The sequence below is a fragment of the Saccharopolyspora aridisoli genome, assembly GCF_004348445.1.
Lineage (GTDB): Bacteria > Actinomycetota > Actinomycetes > Mycobacteriales > Pseudonocardiaceae > Saccharopolyspora > Saccharopolyspora aridisoli.
Window position 1 is genome coordinate 1 of sequence record NZ_SMKV01000005.1, and the last position, 18009, is coordinate 18009.

Below are 18009 nucleotides of genomic sequence, written 5' to 3' on the forward strand. Positions count from 1 at the left end.
CAGTTGGGTATAAGAGACATCTGCACACCGACCGGATGCGTGGCAGCGTCCACGCTGTGCGGGGTCGGTGTTTCGGCGCTTGCCAATGCACCGAGGCCCAGGGCTGCGGCCACTCCGAACGGGACAACCGCAACTGCGAGCCGGGGCATCTAGGTCTCCGTTTCAAGGCGGGATCATTACAACTTCATATCCTTACGCCAAGCGACGATCCTTTAATGGGCCGAATGGAGCAATCCATTGAGGCCCGCACCACCATCTCACTGCCCGTCACGTGATCGTTCCACCTGGTCACAGGCACGAATGATGACCACGGAGGAGCGATCGACTTCCCATTCCGAAAACTGTCCGTAAACGGCTGCGCACGCGAAGCAATAATTGCGATGCGAAACGCGATCGGCCGATCGACAGAGCGTGGCGGGCCTCCTGAGCCATTGAGTAATCGGCCGAGCACGCATTGTTGGCCCTGTAAGCAGAGTCACATAAAAGCCCCCGCCGGGATTCGCTTTCGCGGGCGTGCTAGCACCGACCGGAACGTCGCGAAGAGGTCGTGGCGGTCACGCCACCGACCCTCCCGGCTACCGCGCGTGGCTGCGACGAACGGGATGGCGGCGCAGCCTTCCAACCATCCATCACCCTCGCGCGCGCGAGGGCAGCCAGCCTCTGCTCAAGAAGCGGACGGACCCCTCGAACTGCCTGACGCCGCGCGGTTTCGTCCTGTTCTTCCCCTTTCGGATCGACGAGAACGCTCGGGAATTTCCCATTTGATGGTCGTGCGGATGACGGCGAACGCCGACGTCGCGCGCACCTGGACGGCGTAGCCGACTCTCAGCTGGCACCAGCGGAACGACCGTCCACCAGGGACAACGAGACCTCGACCACAGCAGCGGCGTTCTGGGAAAGACTCTTGCAGGACCACGCGGACCTGACTCGCACGCAACGCGGACGCGAAATTCCGATGACTAGTATCGCCCCGCCGGATGACCTAGCACCGGCACGAAAAACGCCTGGACGTCGCATTTATCCGGCGTGTCCTGGTCACGAAGGGACTTGGTTTCCGTGAATTCATCGTTGCGGTCGGGGCAGGATGCTGCGCCCACGACCGACGCCGACGGCTATTCGAAGTCGCTCGGCAACCGCCAAGTGCAGATGATCGCCATCGGCGGAGCGATCGGCGTCGGGCTCTTCCTCGGTGCAGGAGGCAAGCTCGCCACGGTCGGCCCCTCGCTGGTGGTCGCTTACGCGCTGTGCGGCCTGGCGGCGTTCTTCGTCATGCGCGCCCTCGGTGAGCTGGTGCTGTACCGCCCGGTCGCGGGCAGCTTCGTGGAGTACGCCCGCGAGTTCATCGGCCCCTGGGCGGGTTTCGCCTCCGGCTGGATGTACTGGTTGAACTGGGCGATGACCGGCATCGCCGAGATCACCGCGGTCGCGATCTACGTGCACCGCTGGCTGCCGGACCTGCCGCAGTGGATCACGGCGCTGATCGCGCTGGGCGTGCTGCTGGCGGTCAACCTGGTGTCGGTGAAGCTGTTCGGCGAGCTGGAGTTCTGGTTCTCGCTAGTGAAGGTGCTGGCAATCGTGGTGTTCCTGGTCGTGGGCCTGGGTCTGGTGTTCACCGCCACGGACATCGGCGGTGCCCCGGCAGGACCGGCCAACCTCACATCGCACGGCGGGTTCTTCCCGAGCGGCTTCGGCATCACCCTGATGGCGTTGCAGTCGGTAGTCTTCGCCTACTCGGCGATCGAGATGGTCGGCATCACCGCGGGTGAGGCCAAGGAGCCGCACAAGGTGCTGCCCAAGGCCATCAACGGCGTGGTGTGGCGGATCGCCATCTTCTACGTCGGTTCGGTGCTGCTGCTGGCGATGCTGCTGCCGTGGACGGTCTTCAGCGCTGACGAGAGCCCGTTCGTCACCGTGTTCTCCCGCTTGGGCATCCCGGGCGTCGGCGACGTGATGAACGCCGTGGTGCTCACCGCCGCGCTGTCCTCGTGCAACTCCGGTCTGTACTCGACCGGCCGCATCCTGCGGGCGCTGGCCAACGACGGCGAGGCACCGAAGTTCGCCGCGAAGATGAACAAGCGCCGCGTTCCCTACGGCGGAATCCTGTTCACCGCCGCGGCTTTCGTGCTCGGTGTCATCCTCAACGGCATCGTGCCGGAGCAGGCGTTCGAGATCGCCACGGCGATCGCCTCGCTGGGTGTGGTCGCGACCTGGGCAACGCTGGTCATCTGCCAGATGCGGCTGCGGACCAGGGCCATGCGCGGTGAGATCGAGCGTCCGAGCTACCGGATGCCCGGTGCGCCCTACACGAGCTGGGCCACGCTGGCGTTCCTCGCCCTGGTGATCGCCCTGATGGGCTTCTCCGACGGCGCCGAGCGGATCGCGTTCTTCTCGATCCCCGCCATCATCGCGGTGATCGCGCTGGGCTGGTGGCTGATCTCGCGCGGCCGCACCAAGCGCGCGAACGGCGAGCGACTGGCCACCACGGGTTCGTGACCTGCTGGCGGGAGAACGGCTCTTCGAGCGTTCCCGGAGCCGTTCTCCCATGCCACGAGCTCGGTAGTCCGCTCAGGACGCGACGGGTTCCAGCAAGACGACGGGGATCGTCCGCTCGGTCTTGGTCTGGTACTCCGCGTAGTTCGGGAACGCCGCGACCGCCCGGTCCCACCACAGCTCGCGCTCCTCGCCGCTGAGCTCGCGCGCCTCGTAGTCCCTGCGCTCCGGCCCGTCTTGCAGCTCCACTCTCGGGTTGGCCCGAATGTTGTGGTACCAGACGGGGTTCTGCGGAGCTCCGCCCAGCGAGGCGACGACGGCGTAGCACCCGTCGTGCTCGACTCGCATCACCGGGGCCTTGCGGATCTTGCCGGACTTGGCGCCCTTGGTGGTCAGCACGACGACCGGGAACCCGTGCATCGTGGTGCCCTCGGTACCACCGGAGCTCTCGTACTCCTCGACCTGATCGCGCACGAACTCGGTCGGGCTCGGTTCGTACTCGCCAGTCAACGGCATCTTCGTTCCTCCATCGCAGAACCGGGTCGTGACCACGACAACATCAGGAGCCCCGCCCGCATTCCACGCGAGTCACCCGCCCGTGGGTCAGCGGCGACGCGGCTTGCGCCCCTTGCCCGGAACCGGACCACGGCGCGAGGCCGGCTTGCGCGCCTGGGTCTTGGCGGGCTGGGGCTTGGCGGGGACCTTCTTGGTCTTCCGGGCCGGTTCGGGCTGCTGCTTGCCCCGGGTGCTGTTGACCGTGCGACCGCGAACGATCCCGATGAACTGCTCCACCAGGTCCGTGGTCTCGCCTTCGATCCAGGTCAGCGCGACGGTTGATTCGGGTGCGTCGGTGATCGGCCGGTAGGTCAGGTCCTTGCGGTGGTGCAGCCGCGCCAACGACTGCGGCACGACCAGCAGCCCCACCCCAGCGGCGACCAGCACGATCGCGTCGGCCGTGGTGGTGGGACGCTCGACCGCGGGTATTCCCGGCGGGCGCTCCCAGTCGAGGGTGTCGTCGAGCGGGTGCAGCAGCACGTCCTCGGCGATGTCCTCGGAGGTGACCTCGTCGGCGGCGGCGACCACGTGGTCCTTGGGCACCACGACCACGGTCTGCTCGGTGTAGAGCGGGATGGCGTGCAGCCCGGTGCGGTCGATGGGCAGCCGCAGCAGAGCCGCGTCGGCTCCACGGTCGCGGACGAGGCCGGGCGCCTCGGCGGCCGCTGCCTGGACGAGGTTGAGGGGAACGAGGGGTTCGCGCTCCTGCCACTTGCGCGCCCACTTGTCGGGCGTGATGCCGGGGACGTAGGCGAGGTCGAAGGACGGGGGCGACTCTGTCACCTGCCCAGACTACCGGCCGGAGTCGCCGGTTACGCTGGTCGGATGACGTCGCGCAAAACCGTCCAGACGATGAAGCCCGCCACGGCGGCCAAGAAGCTGGGTGTCCTCCTGGAGGCCACCCCCGCCGACTTCCAAGAGGGCGTCGTCTCGCGCGACGAGCTCAACGCGCTGCAGGCCGACCCGCCGGAGTGGCTGCGCGACCTGCGCCGCAACGGTCCGCACCCGCGCCCCGTCGTCGCGGCGAAGCTGGGCATCTCGATCAGCGGACTGACCCGCAACGGCTACGCGGACCCGCTGACCACCGAGCAGATCAACGCGATCCGCGACGAGAACCCCGAGTGGCTCCAGCAAGAGCGCACCACGCGCGTCGAAGCGCGTCGCGAGGAGGAGCGGGCGCAGGCCCGCAAGGCCGCCAAGTCGGAGAAGTCCGCCCAGGCACGCGAGAACTTCTGATCGAAATCCGCACGCGGTCAGGTGGGGACAACACGCCCGAATATGGGGTACATTCGTGTTCCTGTTACTTCGAGTACACCGTAGTGCGGAGGTGTGGCATGACCGCCGTCGATGTTGCCGGCCAGGGCGTGGAGCAGGACTCCAGTCGCCTCCTCGAATCGTCCCAGATGCTGTCCTACGACCCGATGACCGAGATCGACTGGGACAGTCCCCTGCCGGCCGATCAGTACGGGTTGAACCCCGAGTGGAGCACCCTCTACGGCACGCCGCTGTGGGACGAGCTCACCGAGCAGCAGCGGATCACGCTCACCAGGCACGAAGTGTGCTCGATCATGAGCACCGGCATCTGGTTCGAGATGATCCTGCAGCAGATGATCCTGCGCGACCAGTACGTCAAGAACCCCGCGAACTCCGAGTTCCAGTTCGCCCTCACCGAGATCGCCGACGAATGCCGGCACTCCATCATGTTCGCCCGCATCTGCCAGAAGCTCGAAGTCCCCGCCTACTTCCCGCCGAAGCTGGTCGTCGAGCTGGCGCGCTTGTTCAAGAGCACTGCGGGCGGTGAGGTGGCCTACGGCGGCACGCTGGTCGCCGAAGAGGTCCTCGACGTCATGCAGCGCGACTGGATGCGCGGGGAGAACGTGCTCGACGTGGTGCGGACGAGCTCCAAGATCCACGTCCTGGAGGAGTCCAGGCACATGAAGTTCGCCCGCGAGGAGATCAAGGAGCACATCAAGGGCAAGAACAAGCTGCAGCGCCACTTCAGCGCCGCGCTGATCGCCGTGGTCGCCTACGTCATCGTCTCCAGCCTGGTGAACCCGCGGGCCTACAAGGCGGTGGGCATCCAGCCGCGGCGGGGACTGGCCGCGGCGCAGGCCAACGAGCACCGCAAGTCCATGCTGCGCAACGCGTGCGCGGGACTCATGGGCTTCCTCGACGAGGCCGGCCTGCTCACCCCACCCGCGGTCGCGCTGTACAAGCGCGTCCACATGATCTGAGTCAGTCGTCGGCTGGATCCGTCTCTGCCAGCGGCAGGTCCGGATCCAGTTCGAGGCCGTAGACCTGCAGCGACTGGTCGAGCAGGTGCCAGGTCCAGTCGCAGAGCCAGTCCGTGAGCTCGTCGAGGGTGAGCCCGTCCGGCTCCTGCAGCCAGCTGCCCGCAGTGGATTCGACGAGCCCGACGATGCCGAAGGCCAGCGGCTGCACGACGGGGACCTGGATGCCGAACCGGTCCAGGAAGTACTGGAACAGCCCCGTGACCTGGCGCGCGATGACCGTCTTGACGTCGGTGATCACGTTCTGCCCGGCCTCGCCGGTCACCGAGTTCATGCTCAGGTAGCGGTAGAGGTTGCCGTGCTCGGCGAGCCAGTTGGTGTGCGCGCCGATCGCGGCGCGGATCATCTCCTTCGGCGTGCCGCGCGGGTTGAACATCGGCGCGAGCTCAGCGGTGACCATCTCCGCGACGCGCTCGGCGATGGCGGCGCCCAGGTCGGCGGTGTCGTTGAAGTACTTGTACAGCCTGGGCCTGGCCACCCCGGCCTCCTCGGCCATCAACTCGACCGAGACCTCCGGGCCGTGCTTGGCGATCGCGCTCAACGCCGCATCGACCAGCTCTTTCCGGCGCTTCTCGCGGTATCCCGCCCACCGGGCGCTGCGGCCGTCCACCCGCCGTGTCGTTGATGCGGTCACCCACGAAGTCTAGCCGCCGTGGAAGAGGGGCTCCGCATCCACGGATTTATGAGTTACAGTTTGTTCCTGTTACTTCGAGTACGACCAACTGCGGAGGTGCGCCCATGACCGCCGTCGGCGTTGCCGGCCAGAGCGCCGAGCAGGACTTCTCCAGCCGCCTGCTGGAGTCATCGCAGACGTTGTCCTACGACCCGATGACCGAGATCGACTGGGACGGTCCCCTGCCCGAAGACCAGTACGGGCTGAGCCCGGAGTGGAGCACCCTCTACGGCACGCCGCTGTGGGACGAGCTCACCGAGCAGCAGCGGATCACGCTCACCAGGCACGAAGTGTGCTCCATGATGAGCACCGGCATCTGGTTCGAGATGATCCTGCAGCAGATGATCCTGCGCGACCAGTACGTCAAGAACCCCGCGAACTCCGAGTTCCAGTTCGCCCTCACCGAGATCGCCGACGAATGCCGACACTCCATCATGTTCGCCCGCATCTGCCAGAAGCTCGAAGTCCCCGCCTACCTGCCCAGCAAGCTGGTCGTCGAGCTGGCGCGCGGCTTCAAGACCCTCGCCACCGGTGAGGTCGCCTACGGCGGCACGCTGGTCGCCGAAGAGGTCCTCGACGTCGTCCAGCGCGACTTCATGCGCGACGACCGCGTTCTCGACGTCGTGCAGACCAGCTCCAAGATTCACGTGGTCGAGGAATCCCGGCACATGAAGTTCGCCCGCGAGGAGATCAAGGAGCACATCAAGGGCAAGAACAAGCTGCAGCGCCACTTCAGCGCCGCGCTGATCGCCGTGGTCGCCTACGTCATCGTCTCCAGCCTCGTCAGCCCGAAGGTCTACGACTCCATCGGCATGAACCGCAAGCGGGCGATGGAAGCGGTCGCGAACAACGAGCACCGCAAGTCGCTGATGCGCAACGGCTGCGCCGGACTCATGGAGTTCCTCGACGAGGCCGGCCTGCTCACCCGTCCGGCGATCGCGCTGTACAAGCGCGTGCACATGATCTGAGTCCACGGCCATGACCTACGCGATCACGCAATCCTGTTGCACCGACGCATCGTGCATCTCGGTGTGCCCGGTCAACTGCATCCACCCCACCCCGAACGAGCCCGACTTCGGGACCACCGACCGGCTCTACATCGACCCGCGCACCTGCATCGGTTGCGGCGCCTGCGCCGATGCGTGCCCGGTCGACGCGGTGTTCCCGATCGACGAGCTCACCGGTGAGATGTCGGTGCACGTCGACATCAACCGGGAGCGGTTCTCCGAGATCCCGGCGGAACACCCCTGGGACCGGCCGCAGTTCCCACGATCGCTGCCGACGCACGCCGCTGCGCCGAGCGTCGCTGTCGTGGGGACCGGGCCGGCCGCCGGCTACTTGGTGCAGTCGCTGCTGCGCTCCACCGACGCCGAGATCACGCTGATCGACCGGATGACCACCCCAGGCGGCCTGATCAAGTTCGGGGTCGCACCCGATCACCCGAGCACCAAGCAGATCGAGCACACCTTCGCGACCAGCTACAAGCACCCCAGGGTCCGCATGCACCTGGGCGTGGAGGTCGGGCGGACCGTCAGCCACGCCGAGCTCACCGAGCACCACAACGCGGTGGTCTACGCCGTCGGTGCACCCGGCCACCGCACGCTGGGGCTGCCCGGCGAGGAGCTGCCGGGCACGCTGGCCGCCCGCGACTTCGTCGGCTGGTGCAACGGGCACCCGGACATCCCGGCCGACGCGGTCGAGCTGTCGTCGGAACGGGTCGTGATCGTGGGCAACGGCAACGTGGCGCTGGACGCGGCGCGCCTGCTGCTCAGCGACCCCGACGAGCTGGTCGGCACCCCGATCGCCGACCACGCGCTCTCCGCCCTGCGCAAGAGCGAGGTCCGGGAGGTCGTGCTGCTCGCGCGGCGGGGTCCCGAGCACGCGGCGTTCACGCGGTCGGAGTGGGTCGGCATCCAGCAGCGGCTGAAGGGCCGCATCGTGGTCGACGGCCACGGGGGTGCGGCGGAGTCGATCGCCTCGGCCGAGGACGGATCGACGGCCGCGCTGCTGCGCGAGCTACCGGTCGAGGACGTCGTCTGGGATCGTGCTCCGGGTGAGGACCGCCGCCTGGTGCTGCGCTTCTCCTCCGCCCCGCAGGAGGTGGTCGGCGATCAGCAGGTCCGTGCTCTCCGCGTCGGTGACCGTCCGGGCAGCCGGGACCTGGGGACCGGGATGGTTCTGTGGTCGGTGGGCAGCCGAGGGGTGCAGATCCCGCAACTGCCGTTCGACGAGGCGACCGGCGTCATCCCGAACACCGGTGGCCGCGTCGAGCCGGGGACCTACGTGGTCGGCTGGGCCAAGCGCGGCGCGGCGGGCGGCATCGGCGCCAACCGCGCGTGCGCCTTGGAGACCATCGATTCGCTGATCGACGACGCCACGGCGGGCAGGCTGCACCACGCGAGCAAGGACGCGAAGTCCTTCGCCAAGCTGCTGCGCTCCCGCTCCCGCAGGTGAACACGCGCTGATTCGCCTTGAGGTCGGTTCGGCATCAAGGCGAATCACGTCGCGCGGGCCGTTCTCGCAGCACTTCGCCGAGGCGGGCGAGGAGCTCTCGCAGCTCCCGGAGCCCGTCGGCTCCGAGGTGCTCGCCGAGGGCCTGCTCGATCCCGCGGATGCGTCCGGCCGCGGCCTGCAGCGCTTCCAGCCCGGTCGGCGTGGCCACGACCTGACGAGCGCGCCCGTCGGCGGGGTCGGGCCTGCGCTCGACATAACCGCACCGCTGCAGGTGCGTGACCAGTTCACCCATCGCCTGCTGGGTCATCCCGGCGGCCTCCGCCAGCTCGGACACCCGCGATCCGGCCGGATCCAGGTAGCGGAACACCGCGTAGTGCGCGGGTCTCAGCTCGTCGTCGAGGTCGGCGCGCAGACCGTCGTTCAGCCGCCGCTCGAAGGCGGTGGCACTCTGCACGAGCAGTTTGAGCAGGCTCGGGTCTTCCGCTGACATGGAAAGAAGGCTACCTTACCAATTACGAAGGTAGCCTTCGCAGGAAGGGTGGGTTCGGTGCCCGACTCGCTGGTGTTCCGCGACGGTCGCCGGGTCACGTTCGTGGCCGAAGGCAGCGACGAGGAAGGCCCGTTCCTGCGCATCGAACACCGGCTACCACGACCTGCGCGGCAAGCGGGCCCACACTGGCACCCGCTGCTCGCCGAGCGCTGGACCGTCCGCCGAGGACGGTTGCGGTTCCGCATCGACGGCCGAGAACTCGTACTCGGACCCGGTGAGTCCGCCTCGGCTGGAGCGCGCCAGGTCCACGAGTTCAGCACGCTCTCCGCCGACGTCGTCCTCGACCACGAGATCCGACCTCCGCTGCAGCACCGCCGCATGTTCGAGCTCTGGCACTCCCTCGACACCGCCGGGGCGACCACCCGTAGCGGGTTGCCGCGCAACCCGCTGGCGCTCGCCTTGCTCTGGCAGGCCCAGGACGGCTACCTCACCGGTGTCCCGGCCTGGCTCCAGCGCGCGGTCTTCGGCGGCCTGGCTCGGCTCGCCCGCGTCCTGCGCTACGAGCAGCGGCTCAACAGCGCCTAGATGACGAAGGGGCGCGTGGCCGACCCACGCGCCCCTCCCCAGGTTCGCTCAGTGCGCTGCGGCGGCGCCCTCTGCCTTGCGGATGAACAGGGCAGTGCCGAAGGCGACCAGCCCGACCACGCCGGCGACGACGAACGCGGTGCGCAGGCCCGCGGCGTCCGGGACGCCCGCCGGGTTGGTCGAGGCCAGCGACGACACCGTCACGAACACCGCCGTGCCGAACGCACCCGAGACCTGCTGCAACGTGCCCAGGATCGCGCTTCCGTGCGAGTACAGGTGCTCCGGCAGCGCGCCCAGCGACGAGGTCATCAGCGGCGTCATCATCAGGCTCAGCCCGAGCATCAGCAGCACGTGGAAGCCGATCACCATGCCCAGCGGCGATTGCGGGGTCAGCGTGGCGAACAGCCACAGCGACACCGCCATCGCGGCGGCGCCCGGGATCACCAGCGGACGCGGTCCGATCCGGTCGAACAGCCGCCCGACCGGACGCCCCATCAGACCCATCAGCAGACCGCCCGGCAGCACGGCCAGACCGCTGACGAACGTGGTCGTCCCGAGCACCGTCTGCAGGTACAGCGGCAGCAGGATCGCCGCCGCGCCCAGCAGGCACATGAACAGCAGCGCCGCCAGGACCAGCGAAACGACGAACGGGCGGTGGGTGAAGGGCCGCAGGTCCAGCAGCGCCCGGTCCTCGCGCTGCAACCTCAGCTGCCTGGTCACGAACACCACCAGCGACACGGCACCGACCACCAGCGGCACCCACGGCGGGATCGCGTGCGAGCCACCGGACTCGCCGAAGGCCGACAGCCCGTAGAGCAGGCCGCCGAAACCGATCGCCGACAGCAGCACCGACAGCACGTCCAGCGGCACCGAACGTGTCTCGCTGTCCAGGCGCATCCACACCGCACCGACGGCCAGCGCGATCAGCGACAGCGGCAGCACGATCCAGAACATCCAGCGCCAGCCCAGCGAGGACAGCACCGCTCCACCGATGGTCGGCCCCACCGCCGGGGCGACCGCGATGACGATGCTGATCGTGCCCATCGTGGCACCGCGCTTCTCCACCGGGACCAGGCGCATCGCCGAGGTCATCAGCAGCGGCAGCATCACCGCCGTACCGGTCGCCTGCACGATGCGACCCACCAGCAGCATCCCGAAACCGGGCGCCAGCCCGCTCAGCAGCGTGCCGAAGCTGAACAGGACCATCGCGGTCATGAAGACCTGACGCGGGGTGAAGCGCTCCAGCAGGAACCCGGTGATCGGGATGACCACCGCCATCGTCAGCAGGAACCCGCTGGTCAGCCACTGCACGGTGGTGGTGGGCACGTGGAGGTCGACCGTGAGGTCGCGCAGCGCGACGCTCAGTATCGTCTCGTTGAGGATCATCACGAAGGCCGAGGCGACCAGCACGCTCAGCAGCACGTTCGCTCTCGGCGGCGTGGCCTGCCGGTCGGGCTCCGCGATCGCGGCCGTCTCGGTCATGGGTTGTCGTGCACCTCGCTCGTGTGGGGCCTTGGTCACGGCCGCTGTCCTTCCCCCCGGGGTACCGGCCGACATCGCCGACGGCGTTCGGCATGCGGTTCTGGCGCTCGGGCGGTGGAAGCCCGGATCGCGTGTCGGGTCGACCCACACGACGGTGAGGTCCGCGACTGTTCCGGGCGCGGCCGGTGGTCGGCCCGCGGTCAGGTGATCCGGTGCCGGGGAGTCACGTGAACCGTCCCCTCACAAGCATGCTCGTCCCCCCAGAGCTGCGATCCAGCTTAACGCCTGATCCGACAGGGCGTTCCGTCGCGGCGAGGTGCGACGGCGCGAGCACCCGTCACCAACGCAGCGATGTTTCCCATCATCCACGCTGGTCAAACGATTTACGCGGTCGAGATCACGAAGCCCGTCCACCTGCGGGAACGCCAAGCGGATGACGAGCGTCACGTCAGGGGTGCGCATCAGCTCCGCGCGCTCCGCCAGCGGCCCAGCGCGGTGTCCAGCACCAGGAACGCCAGCAGCGAAACACCCAGCAGCGGCAGGAAGAGCGCTACCACCAGCGCCACTGCGCCCAGCGGCAGCAGCACGCGCAACGGCACCCGGCGCCAGCCACCGCGCGCGACCGGCGCCCCTAAGGCACCGGCCGGACGGCGGCGCCACCACATCCGGTAGCCGAGGACGATCGTGGTCAGCAGCGCCACCGCCAGCGCGGCCAGCACCAGCTGGTTGACCAGGCCGAACAGCAGACCCATGTGCGCGTCGACGCCCCAGCGCGCCAGCTTCGCCATCACCGGCCAGTCGGCGAAGCGCATCGTCGCGGTGACCTGCCCGCTAGCGGCGTCGACGGCGGCCGAGTCCTGCTGGGTCGGCCAGTGCCGCTGCACCTGCTGCACCACGTAGGCCCCGCCGGAGGACGGCGGCGTCAGCTCGACGGGTGCGGTCACGCCCTGCGCCTCGGCGGCGCGCAGCACCCGTTCCGGCCCGACGTCGTCGCCGCCGGCGTGCGAGGTGTGCCCGTGGTGACCGTGGTGGCCCTGGTGCTCGGGCGGGACCACGTCGGTGGACACGGTCGGGGTCTCCCAGGCCAGCACCTCGCGGAGCTGGGTGACGTTCGCGCCCGCGTAGGTCGACCAGGTCAGTCCGGTCGCCGACAGGAACAGCAGGCCCAGCGCGATGCAGGTGCCGATCGCGCCGTGCCAGGACAGCAGCCGCTTGCGGCCGGTGACGCCGGGCTCGGGGACGACGAGCCGCTTGCGGGAGGTGCGGCGGCGCCGGAACCACAGCAGCAGCCCGCCCAGCACCACCACCCACAGCCAGCTGGCCGCGAGTTCGCTGTACAGCCTGCCGAAGTCGCCCAGGTGCAGACCGCGGTGCAGGTTGTCGATCCACGCGCGCAGCGGCAGCGCCTGGCTGCTGCCGTAGGTCTCCAGGGTTCCGCGCACCTCGGTGGTGTGCGGGTCGACGAACACCGTGCGCTGGAAGCTCTCCGGCAGGTCCGGGGCGTGGAAGATGACCTGCGTGGTGTCGGTCGGCGTGGGCGCCGGGCGGATGGACTTCAGCGAGGCACCCGGGTGCGCGGCCTGCGCTGCGGCGAGCTGGTCGTCCAGCGAGGCCGTGCGCGGGCTCGCCGGCACGTGCAGTTCCCGGTCGTAGACGAGCTGCTCCAGCTGCGGGGTGAACACGTAGAGCAGCCCGGTGGACGCGGCCACGAGGAGGAACGGGGCGATGAGCAACCCGGCGTAGAAGTGCAGCCGCAGGACCAGCGGCCGCAGCGCCGCCCACGTTCCGGCGGGACCGTTGCGCTGTTCGGCGGCCGGGGGCGCCTCGGTGCTCATCTCATCTCCATCCGCGCGTGGTGAGTCGTGGTGAGATGTCGGTTCCGGTTCACCGCTGGTTCCCGGGAGTTGCCGCCGTCACACCGGTGGCCGTCCTCGGCGGCCGGACCGGGTGCCGCGCGGGTAACGTCGCGCAGCGCGAAGCGTTCGACTGCAGGAGGTGTGGTTGGTGGCGGGCTGTTGTCCTCCGTCTCGTTCCGGTCCGGCGACCGGTTCGGAGCAGCAGGTCACCCGGGTCAGCGGGGACCTGGACGGCATGGTGGTCCTTCCCGGTGGCGTGTTCCGGATGGGCACCGAGGACCCCGACGGGTTCCCGGACGACGCCGAGGGACCGATCCGCGAGGTCCGCGTGGCCTCGTTCGCCATCGACCCGCACGCCGTGTCCAACGCGCGTTTCGCGGAGTTCGTCGACGACACCGGTTTCGTCACCGAGGCCGAGCGGTTCGGCTGGACCTACGTGTTCGCGAAGTTCCTGCCCGGACACCTGCGCAAGGAATCCCCTCGTCCGGAGCAGACCCCGTGGTGGTGCGGTGTCAGCGGCGCGCACTGGCGGCATCCCGAGGGGCAGGGCAGCGACCTGGACGGCCGCTGGGACCACCCCGTCGTGCACGTCTCGTGGCACGACGCCGCTGCCTACTGCAAGTGGGCGGGCAAGCGGCTGCCGACCGAGATCGAGTGGGAGTACGCGGCTCGCGGCGGCCTCGACCAGGCCCGCTACCCGTGGGGCGACGAGCTCACGCCCGGCGGTGAGCACCGCTGCAACATCTGGCAGGGCCAGTTCCCGGTGCGCAACACCGCCGAGGACGGTCACGTCGGCACCGCTCCAGTGGATTCCTACGAGCCGAACGGTTTCGGACTGCACAACGTGTCGGGGAACGTGTGGGAGTGGTGCGCAGACCGCTTCTCCGTCGGTACCGACAATCGCGCCATGCGCGGCGGTTCCTACCTGTGCCACGACTCCTACTGCAACCGCTACCGGGTCGCCGCGAGAACGTCCAACACACCGGACAGTTCGAGCGGGAACCTCGGTTTCCGGTGTGCCGCCGACGCCTGAGGAATTCCTTCCGGAAAACGCTCGGCGCCCAACCGGAACAATTGTTTCCGATCGGGCGCCGAGCGTCCGAATCACATTCCCGTGACGATGACTTCCGCCGGGACTTCGGTGTCGTTGGCGAGAGCGCCGAAGAGCGTCTCGGCCTTGTCCTGGTCCCACTTGACCACCGACGCACCATCGCTGGTCTCGCCGAAGCCGGACATCGGAACAGTGGTGGTCACACCCTGACCGGAGGCGATCCCGTTCATGGCGAACGCCAGACCCGCCAGGTGCCAGACGTGGTCCTCGGTGTCGACGAGGAAAGCGCCGGAGGTGTCCAGGATCAGCGGGAACAAGCGCAGCGGGTTGAGGAAGACCTCCGGGGACGAGGCCTTCTCGGTCAGCGCGGCGAGGAACTCGCGCTGCCGCTCGACGCGGTCTAGATCACCGCGCGAGGAGGCGCGGGTGCGCACGTAGCCCAGGGCCTGCGGGCCATCGAGCTCCTGGCAGCCGGCCTGCACGTCGAGGTTGGCCTTGGGGTCCTTCATCGGTTCCTTGACGCAGATGTCGACGCCACCGATCGCGTCGGTCATGTCGGCGAACCCGCCGAGACCGACCTCCGCGTAGTGGTCCACGCGCACGCCGGTCGACGCCTCGACGGTTCGGGTCAGCAGCTGCGGCCCGCCGTAGGCGAAGGCCGAGTTGAGCTTGTCCTTGCCCTGCCCGGGAATTGAAACGTAGGAGTCGCGCGGCAGGCTGACCATCGTGGGTTTCCCGCCGGCCTGCGGGATGTGCACGAGCATCACGGTGTCGGTGCGGCGACCCGCGGTGTCACCGGTTCCCAGCTCCGCCTGGCGGTCGGCGTCGAGCCCTTCGCGGCTGTCGGAACCGACCAGCAACCAGTTGGTGCCGGGGCCGTCGGCGGGACGTTCACCGGAGGTGGGAAGCGCGGGCTCGCGCTTGAGCGAGAAGTCCACGTAGATCAGGAAACCGACCAGTGCCAACACCAGGACCAGCAGAACGGCCAGGATCTTGCGGCCCGGGCGGCGTTGTTTGGGTCGGTGATGAGGTGGCCGTGCGTGCACCATCTGTTGCTGAGCGTAGTTCATCTGCCAATCCGAAGAAGTTGGTTGTACTGCACGGATTTCGCGCACTCCCCGAGCTGCTGCGGCGAGCGAGCATGGCAGGTGATCACGCCGTCCGAATAGGAGCAATCCCACAACTCCTGGCAACGATGCGGGAACTGCGGAATTACGCGCGGACATCTTCCTCCTGCCCGCGCTGAATCGTTCACCCGGAGCAACTTCACGCAATTCCAGGCCCGCACAGGTCGTTGACCGGTTTTCACGTTGCGGCCAGGATTCCGGGGCGATCGTCCCCACCCTCCGCCATCCCCACGGGGTTGTTCCCACGGCTCTCGCACGACCACAATCCGGGCCCATGAATTACCCGGCACCCCACGGACACGGCCCGTACCCGCCGCACGGCCAGCCCCCGCACGACGACCGCTACGAGGAGCGCCGGCGCCGGGAGGACAACTCCGGCCGGATCGCGAACGTCGTCCGCGTCGTGGTCAGCGTGGTCCTCACGATCTTCCTGCTCCACGTGCTGTTCGTGGTCTTCGAGGCCAACCAGGGCAACGAGTTCGTCTCCGTGGTCTACGTCCTGGCCAAGACGCTGGTCCTGGGCCTCGGCGACGTGTTCACGCCGGACGACGCGGTGCTCGGGGTGGTCCTGAACTACGGCCTGGCAGCACTCGTCTACGTCGTCATCGGCCAACTCATCATCAAGGCCCTGCGGCGCTGAGCCCTCACACCTGGACCGCTCACACCTGGGCCCGCCACACCCTGGGGCCGTCGGACGGACGACGGGTTCGTTGACGTCGACGGTCGCGTGCTGGTCGCCGGCGAAGGCGATGGCCTCGGCGATCGCCTTCGCCGAAATGCCCAGCACTTCCCCGGCGTGAGAGCGTTCCGCTCGATCGTGCTTGCCGAGATCAGCTGAACGCGGACTCGATCGAGGTGCGGGCCTCGTCCGGTTCGTCGCCGAGTCCGCGCAGCAGGTTGGCGGCTAGCGGCACCAGGACCTCCGCCAGCGGGTCGGCGTGGGCGAAGCGGCCGGCGAGTTCGAGGGTGACGAAGCCGTGCACCGCGCTCCACAGCTGGGCCGCGACGTCGCTCGCCTCGGCGCGGTCGAGCCGTTCGGCGGAGATGGCGCGTTCCGTGGCGGCGCCCAGCCTCCCGAATGCCACCGCGGGCCAGCTCGCCTCCCCTTCGGCCGACTCGGGATGCCCGGCCGGGGCCGACAGGTCGAACATCAGGTCGTGGAGGTGCGGGTTCTCGCGGGCGAAGCCCCGGTAGGTCAGCGCCTGGCGCAGCAGGTCGGCGACCGGGTCCTCCGTCGTCGGCAAGGTGTCGAGACGTCTGGTCAGACGGCGGAAACCGTCCTCGGCAACGCCGCGCAGCAGCTGCGGCACGCCGCCGAAGTAGTGGTACACCGCCATCGTGGACGTGCCGATCTCGCGAGCCAGCCGCCTGGCCTGCAACGACTGCGGGCCCTCGTCGGCTAGCAGGCGCACCGCCGCTTCGATCAACTGCGCCCGCACCTGCTCACCCTTCCCCACAACCACGTTCTAGCACGGTCGCGGGTGCGGCTCAGGACGCCACGGGCTCCCGCGCACGGGAAGTCGGCCGGGCCTGTTCGGCCTCGACTCGATCCGGGTGCCGCCAGAGACCCTCGCGCGCGACGATGGGCAGCACGCCTTCACGAACCGGTACGCCTCCTCCAGGGTGCGGGTGCCCGGAGAAGCACGAACTCGTCGATCCGCTCGGCGGCCTCGGCGTGACCGCCCACCAGCGCGGTTCCCGCTCCCCGCACACCAGGCCGAGCCCGGCCCACAGGCCCGGTTAGACCTCCAGCTCCGAGGTCAAGCCCTCGTGGCAGCTCCAACATGCGATCCTGGCCCTCGGACTCGCTGCGCCTGCCCGCTCGATGACCGACGGGTCGCGCTGCGCGCGGTCCGCCCCAGGAAGGCCAGCGTCGCCGGGCGGGCCGCCACCCGCGGTGCGCGTGGGCGTGCCGTGCCCGCCGCCGACGAGGTAGCGGCTGTCGCCGCAAGCGGGCAGGAACCGGTCGAGCGTCGAGGACAACCGCTCCTGCCATCTGTCCGATGTGGACTCGTGGACCGAGTCGAGCGGGTGGAGGGATCAGCTAGCACGTGCAGGTCGAGCTGCTCCACACCCGCGAGGTACTCGGCGAGCAGCTGCTGGTTGGCCTCGACGAAGTCGGACTCGTAGCGCCACCCGGTTCGGCGGCAGCGCGTCGGCTGCGCGGGTGGCGTCGGCCACCAGGGCGGTGAGCGTCGCCATGAGTGCTCGCACATGAGGTCGTGGAGGAAATGATCGCCTGCTCGCTGGTCGGCGAACCGTCCACCGACCACCACCCGCCGGAGATGCACCAGGAGGCCAGCCTCGAACTCCCGACCGAAGCGCTGCTCCAAGCCGCGGAGAAGGCCGACCTCCTGGTGATCGGTTCACCCGGACGCCACATCGTGCGCTCCACGACGCTGGGCTCCACGAGCCACGCCCTGGTGCACTACTCCGACTGCGCCGTGGCCGTCGTCCGCTGACTCACAGACCGGTTCGGTACGTGAAGCGGGCCTTGCCGATCCAGATCTCGTCGCCGTCGCGCAACTCGGCGGTGTCGACCGGGAGCCGGTTGAGGTAGGTGCCGTTGAGCGAACCGCCGTCGACGAGCACGTGGGAATCGCCCCGCCGCCGGATCTCGGCGTGCTGCTTGGACACCGTGATGTCGTCGACGACTATGTCGCATATGGCGTCTCGACCTATGGTGGTGCGCTCGGTCTGGAGCACGAAACCGCACCCGGCGGCGTTGCCGCGGTTGATCATCAAGCGGGGGCGGCCGCTGAGCTCATCGGCGGAACGAGGTGCCGGAACCTCGTGTGGAGCAGACGCTCGGGCGGTGTCGGCCTGCTCTTCGACCGCGTTCGATGCCGACGCGCCGATCCTGGTCTGTTCCATCGTCGTCTCCCTAGCCAACAAGCGTGATACCTCCGAAAATGCACCTGCCCGTGACCGGGCGGCTACACACAGCATGCCGAA

General features: G+C 68.7%; 19 protein-coding genes. 9 read left to right on the top strand and 10 right to left on the bottom strand.

What is annotated here, in order from left to right; translation table 11 throughout:
* Positions 1–1146: 1146 nt before the first annotated feature.
* A complete protein-coding gene (locus tag E1161_RS05050; protein ID WP_132620469.1) occupies positions 1147–2493 on the top strand; it encodes an amino acid permease in 1347 nt (448 codons plus the stop codon).
* A 72-nt stretch (positions 2494–2565) separates the two neighbouring features.
* Here the strand turns inward: E1161_RS05050 and E1161_RS05055 are convergent, their stop codons facing one another.
* Together E1161_RS05055 and E1161_RS05060 are read right to left on the bottom strand one after the other, a co-directional pair.
* Positions 2566–3006: a nitroreductase family deazaflavin-dependent oxidoreductase gene (locus tag E1161_RS05055; RefSeq protein ID WP_132620090.1), complete on the bottom strand. Its 441-nt coding sequence runs from the start codon at positions 3004–3006 to the stop codon at positions 2566–2568.
* An 87-nt stretch (positions 3007–3093) separates the two neighbouring features.
* Entirely contained in the window at positions 3094–3828 is a 735-nt protein-coding gene (locus E1161_RS05060) for a LysR family transcriptional regulator substrate-binding protein (protein WP_132620092.1), read from the bottom strand.
* Between the two features lie 42 nt (positions 3829–3870).
* Here E1161_RS05060 and E1161_RS05065 point away from each other — a divergent pair, with 42 nt between their 5' ends.
* Both E1161_RS05065 and E1161_RS05070 read left to right on the top strand, forming a co-directional pair.
* Complete coding sequence (locus tag E1161_RS05065; protein WP_132620094.1) at positions 3871–4281, top strand: DUF5997 family protein; 411 nt, start codon at positions 3871–3873, stop codon at positions 4279–4281.
* A 98-nt stretch (positions 4282–4379) separates the two neighbouring features.
* Positions 4380–5279: an AurF N-oxygenase family protein gene (locus E1161_RS05070; protein ID WP_132620096.1), complete on the top strand. Its 900-nt coding sequence runs from the start codon at positions 4380–4382 to the stop codon at positions 5277–5279.
* 1 nt (position 5280) lies between these two features.
* On the opposite strand, the gene E1161_RS05075 is transcribed toward E1161_RS05070, so the two are convergent.
* Positions 5281–5970 carry a TetR/AcrR family transcriptional regulator gene (locus tag E1161_RS05075; protein WP_132620098.1) on the bottom strand — a complete coding sequence of 230 codons (690 nt, stop codon included), beginning with the start codon at positions 5968–5970 and terminating at the stop codon, positions 5281–5283.
* Between the two features lie 104 nt (positions 5971–6074).
* Here E1161_RS05075 and E1161_RS05080 point away from each other — a divergent pair, with 104 nt between their 5' ends.
* Together E1161_RS05080 and E1161_RS05085 are read left to right on the top strand one after the other, a co-directional pair.
* A complete protein-coding gene (locus E1161_RS05080; RefSeq protein ID WP_132620100.1) occupies positions 6075–6977 on the top strand; it encodes an AurF N-oxygenase family protein in 903 nt (300 codons plus the stop codon).
* A gap of 10 nt (positions 6978–6987) precedes the next feature.
* Positions 6988–8463 carry a 4Fe-4S binding protein gene (locus E1161_RS05085; RefSeq protein WP_132620102.1) on the top strand — a complete coding sequence of 492 codons (1476 nt, stop codon included), beginning with the start codon at positions 6988–6990 and terminating at the stop codon, positions 8461–8463.
* Positions 8464–8497: 34 nt separating this feature from the next.
* Here E1161_RS05085 and E1161_RS05090 read toward each other — a convergent pair whose 3' ends face one another.
* A complete protein-coding gene (locus tag E1161_RS05090; RefSeq protein ID WP_132620104.1) occupies positions 8498–8953 on the bottom strand; it encodes a MarR family winged helix-turn-helix transcriptional regulator in 456 nt (151 codons plus the stop codon).
* 57 nt (positions 8954–9010) lie between these two features.
* Between E1161_RS05090 and E1161_RS05095 the strand changes: the two genes are divergently transcribed.
* Entirely contained in the window at positions 9011–9538 is a 528-nt protein-coding gene (locus E1161_RS05095) for a cupin domain-containing protein (RefSeq protein WP_132620106.1), read from the top strand.
* Between the two features lie 48 nt (positions 9539–9586).
* On the opposite strand, the gene E1161_RS05100 is transcribed toward E1161_RS05095, so the two are convergent.
* The gene (locus E1161_RS05100) at positions 9587–11020 is read right to left on the bottom strand and encodes a DHA2 family efflux MFS transporter permease subunit (protein WP_132620108.1); all 1434 of its coding nucleotides are present in this window, start codon (positions 11018–11020) and stop codon (positions 9587–9589) included.
* A 461-nt stretch (positions 11021–11481) separates the two neighbouring features.
* Entirely contained in the window at positions 11482–12855 is a 1374-nt protein-coding gene (locus E1161_RS05105; RefSeq protein ID WP_132620110.1) for a PepSY-associated TM helix domain-containing protein, read from the bottom strand.
* 169 nt (positions 12856–13024) lie between these two features.
* Between E1161_RS05105 and E1161_RS05110 the strand changes: the two genes are divergently transcribed.
* Positions 13025–13909: a formylglycine-generating enzyme family protein gene (locus tag E1161_RS05110; protein WP_408011950.1), complete on the top strand. Its 885-nt coding sequence runs from the start codon at positions 13025–13027 to the stop codon at positions 13907–13909.
* Between the two features lie 71 nt (positions 13910–13980).
* On the opposite strand, the gene E1161_RS05115 is transcribed toward E1161_RS05110, so the two are convergent.
* Positions 13981–14997: an LCP family protein gene (locus E1161_RS05115; protein WP_132620112.1), complete on the bottom strand. Its 1017-nt coding sequence runs from the start codon at positions 14995–14997 to the stop codon at positions 13981–13983.
* Between the two features lie 331 nt (positions 14998–15328).
* Here E1161_RS05115 and E1161_RS27925 point away from each other — a divergent pair, with 331 nt between their 5' ends.
* A complete protein-coding gene (locus tag E1161_RS27925) occupies positions 15329–15694 on the top strand; it encodes a hypothetical protein (protein WP_235874797.1) in 366 nt (121 codons plus the stop codon).
* 190 nt (positions 15695–15884) lie between these two features.
* Here E1161_RS27925 and E1161_RS05130 read toward each other — a convergent pair whose 3' ends face one another.
* A complete protein-coding gene (locus tag E1161_RS05130; RefSeq protein WP_132620114.1) occupies positions 15885–16517 on the bottom strand; it encodes a TetR/AcrR family transcriptional regulator in 633 nt (210 codons plus the stop codon).
* 277 nt (positions 16518–16794) lie between these two features.
* Positions 16795–17037 carry a hypothetical protein gene (locus E1161_RS27535; protein ID WP_207920114.1) on the bottom strand — a complete coding sequence of 81 codons (243 nt, stop codon included), beginning with the start codon at positions 17035–17037 and terminating at the stop codon, positions 16795–16797.
* Between the two features lie 221 nt (positions 17038–17258).
* On the opposite strand from E1161_RS27535, the gene E1161_RS05140 reads away from it, so the two are divergent.
* Positions 17259–17516, top strand: a complete 258-nt coding sequence (locus E1161_RS05140; protein WP_235874798.1) for a universal stress protein — start codon at positions 17259–17261, stop codon at positions 17514–17516.
* A 1-nt stretch (position 17517) separates the two neighbouring features.
* Here E1161_RS05140 and E1161_RS05145 read toward each other — a convergent pair whose 3' ends face one another.
* Positions 17518–17928 (bottom strand): FHA domain-containing protein, encoded by a 411-nt coding sequence (locus E1161_RS05145; protein WP_132620116.1) that lies wholly within the window; start codon positions 17926–17928, stop codon positions 17518–17520.
* Positions 17929–18009: the final 81 nt, after the last annotated feature.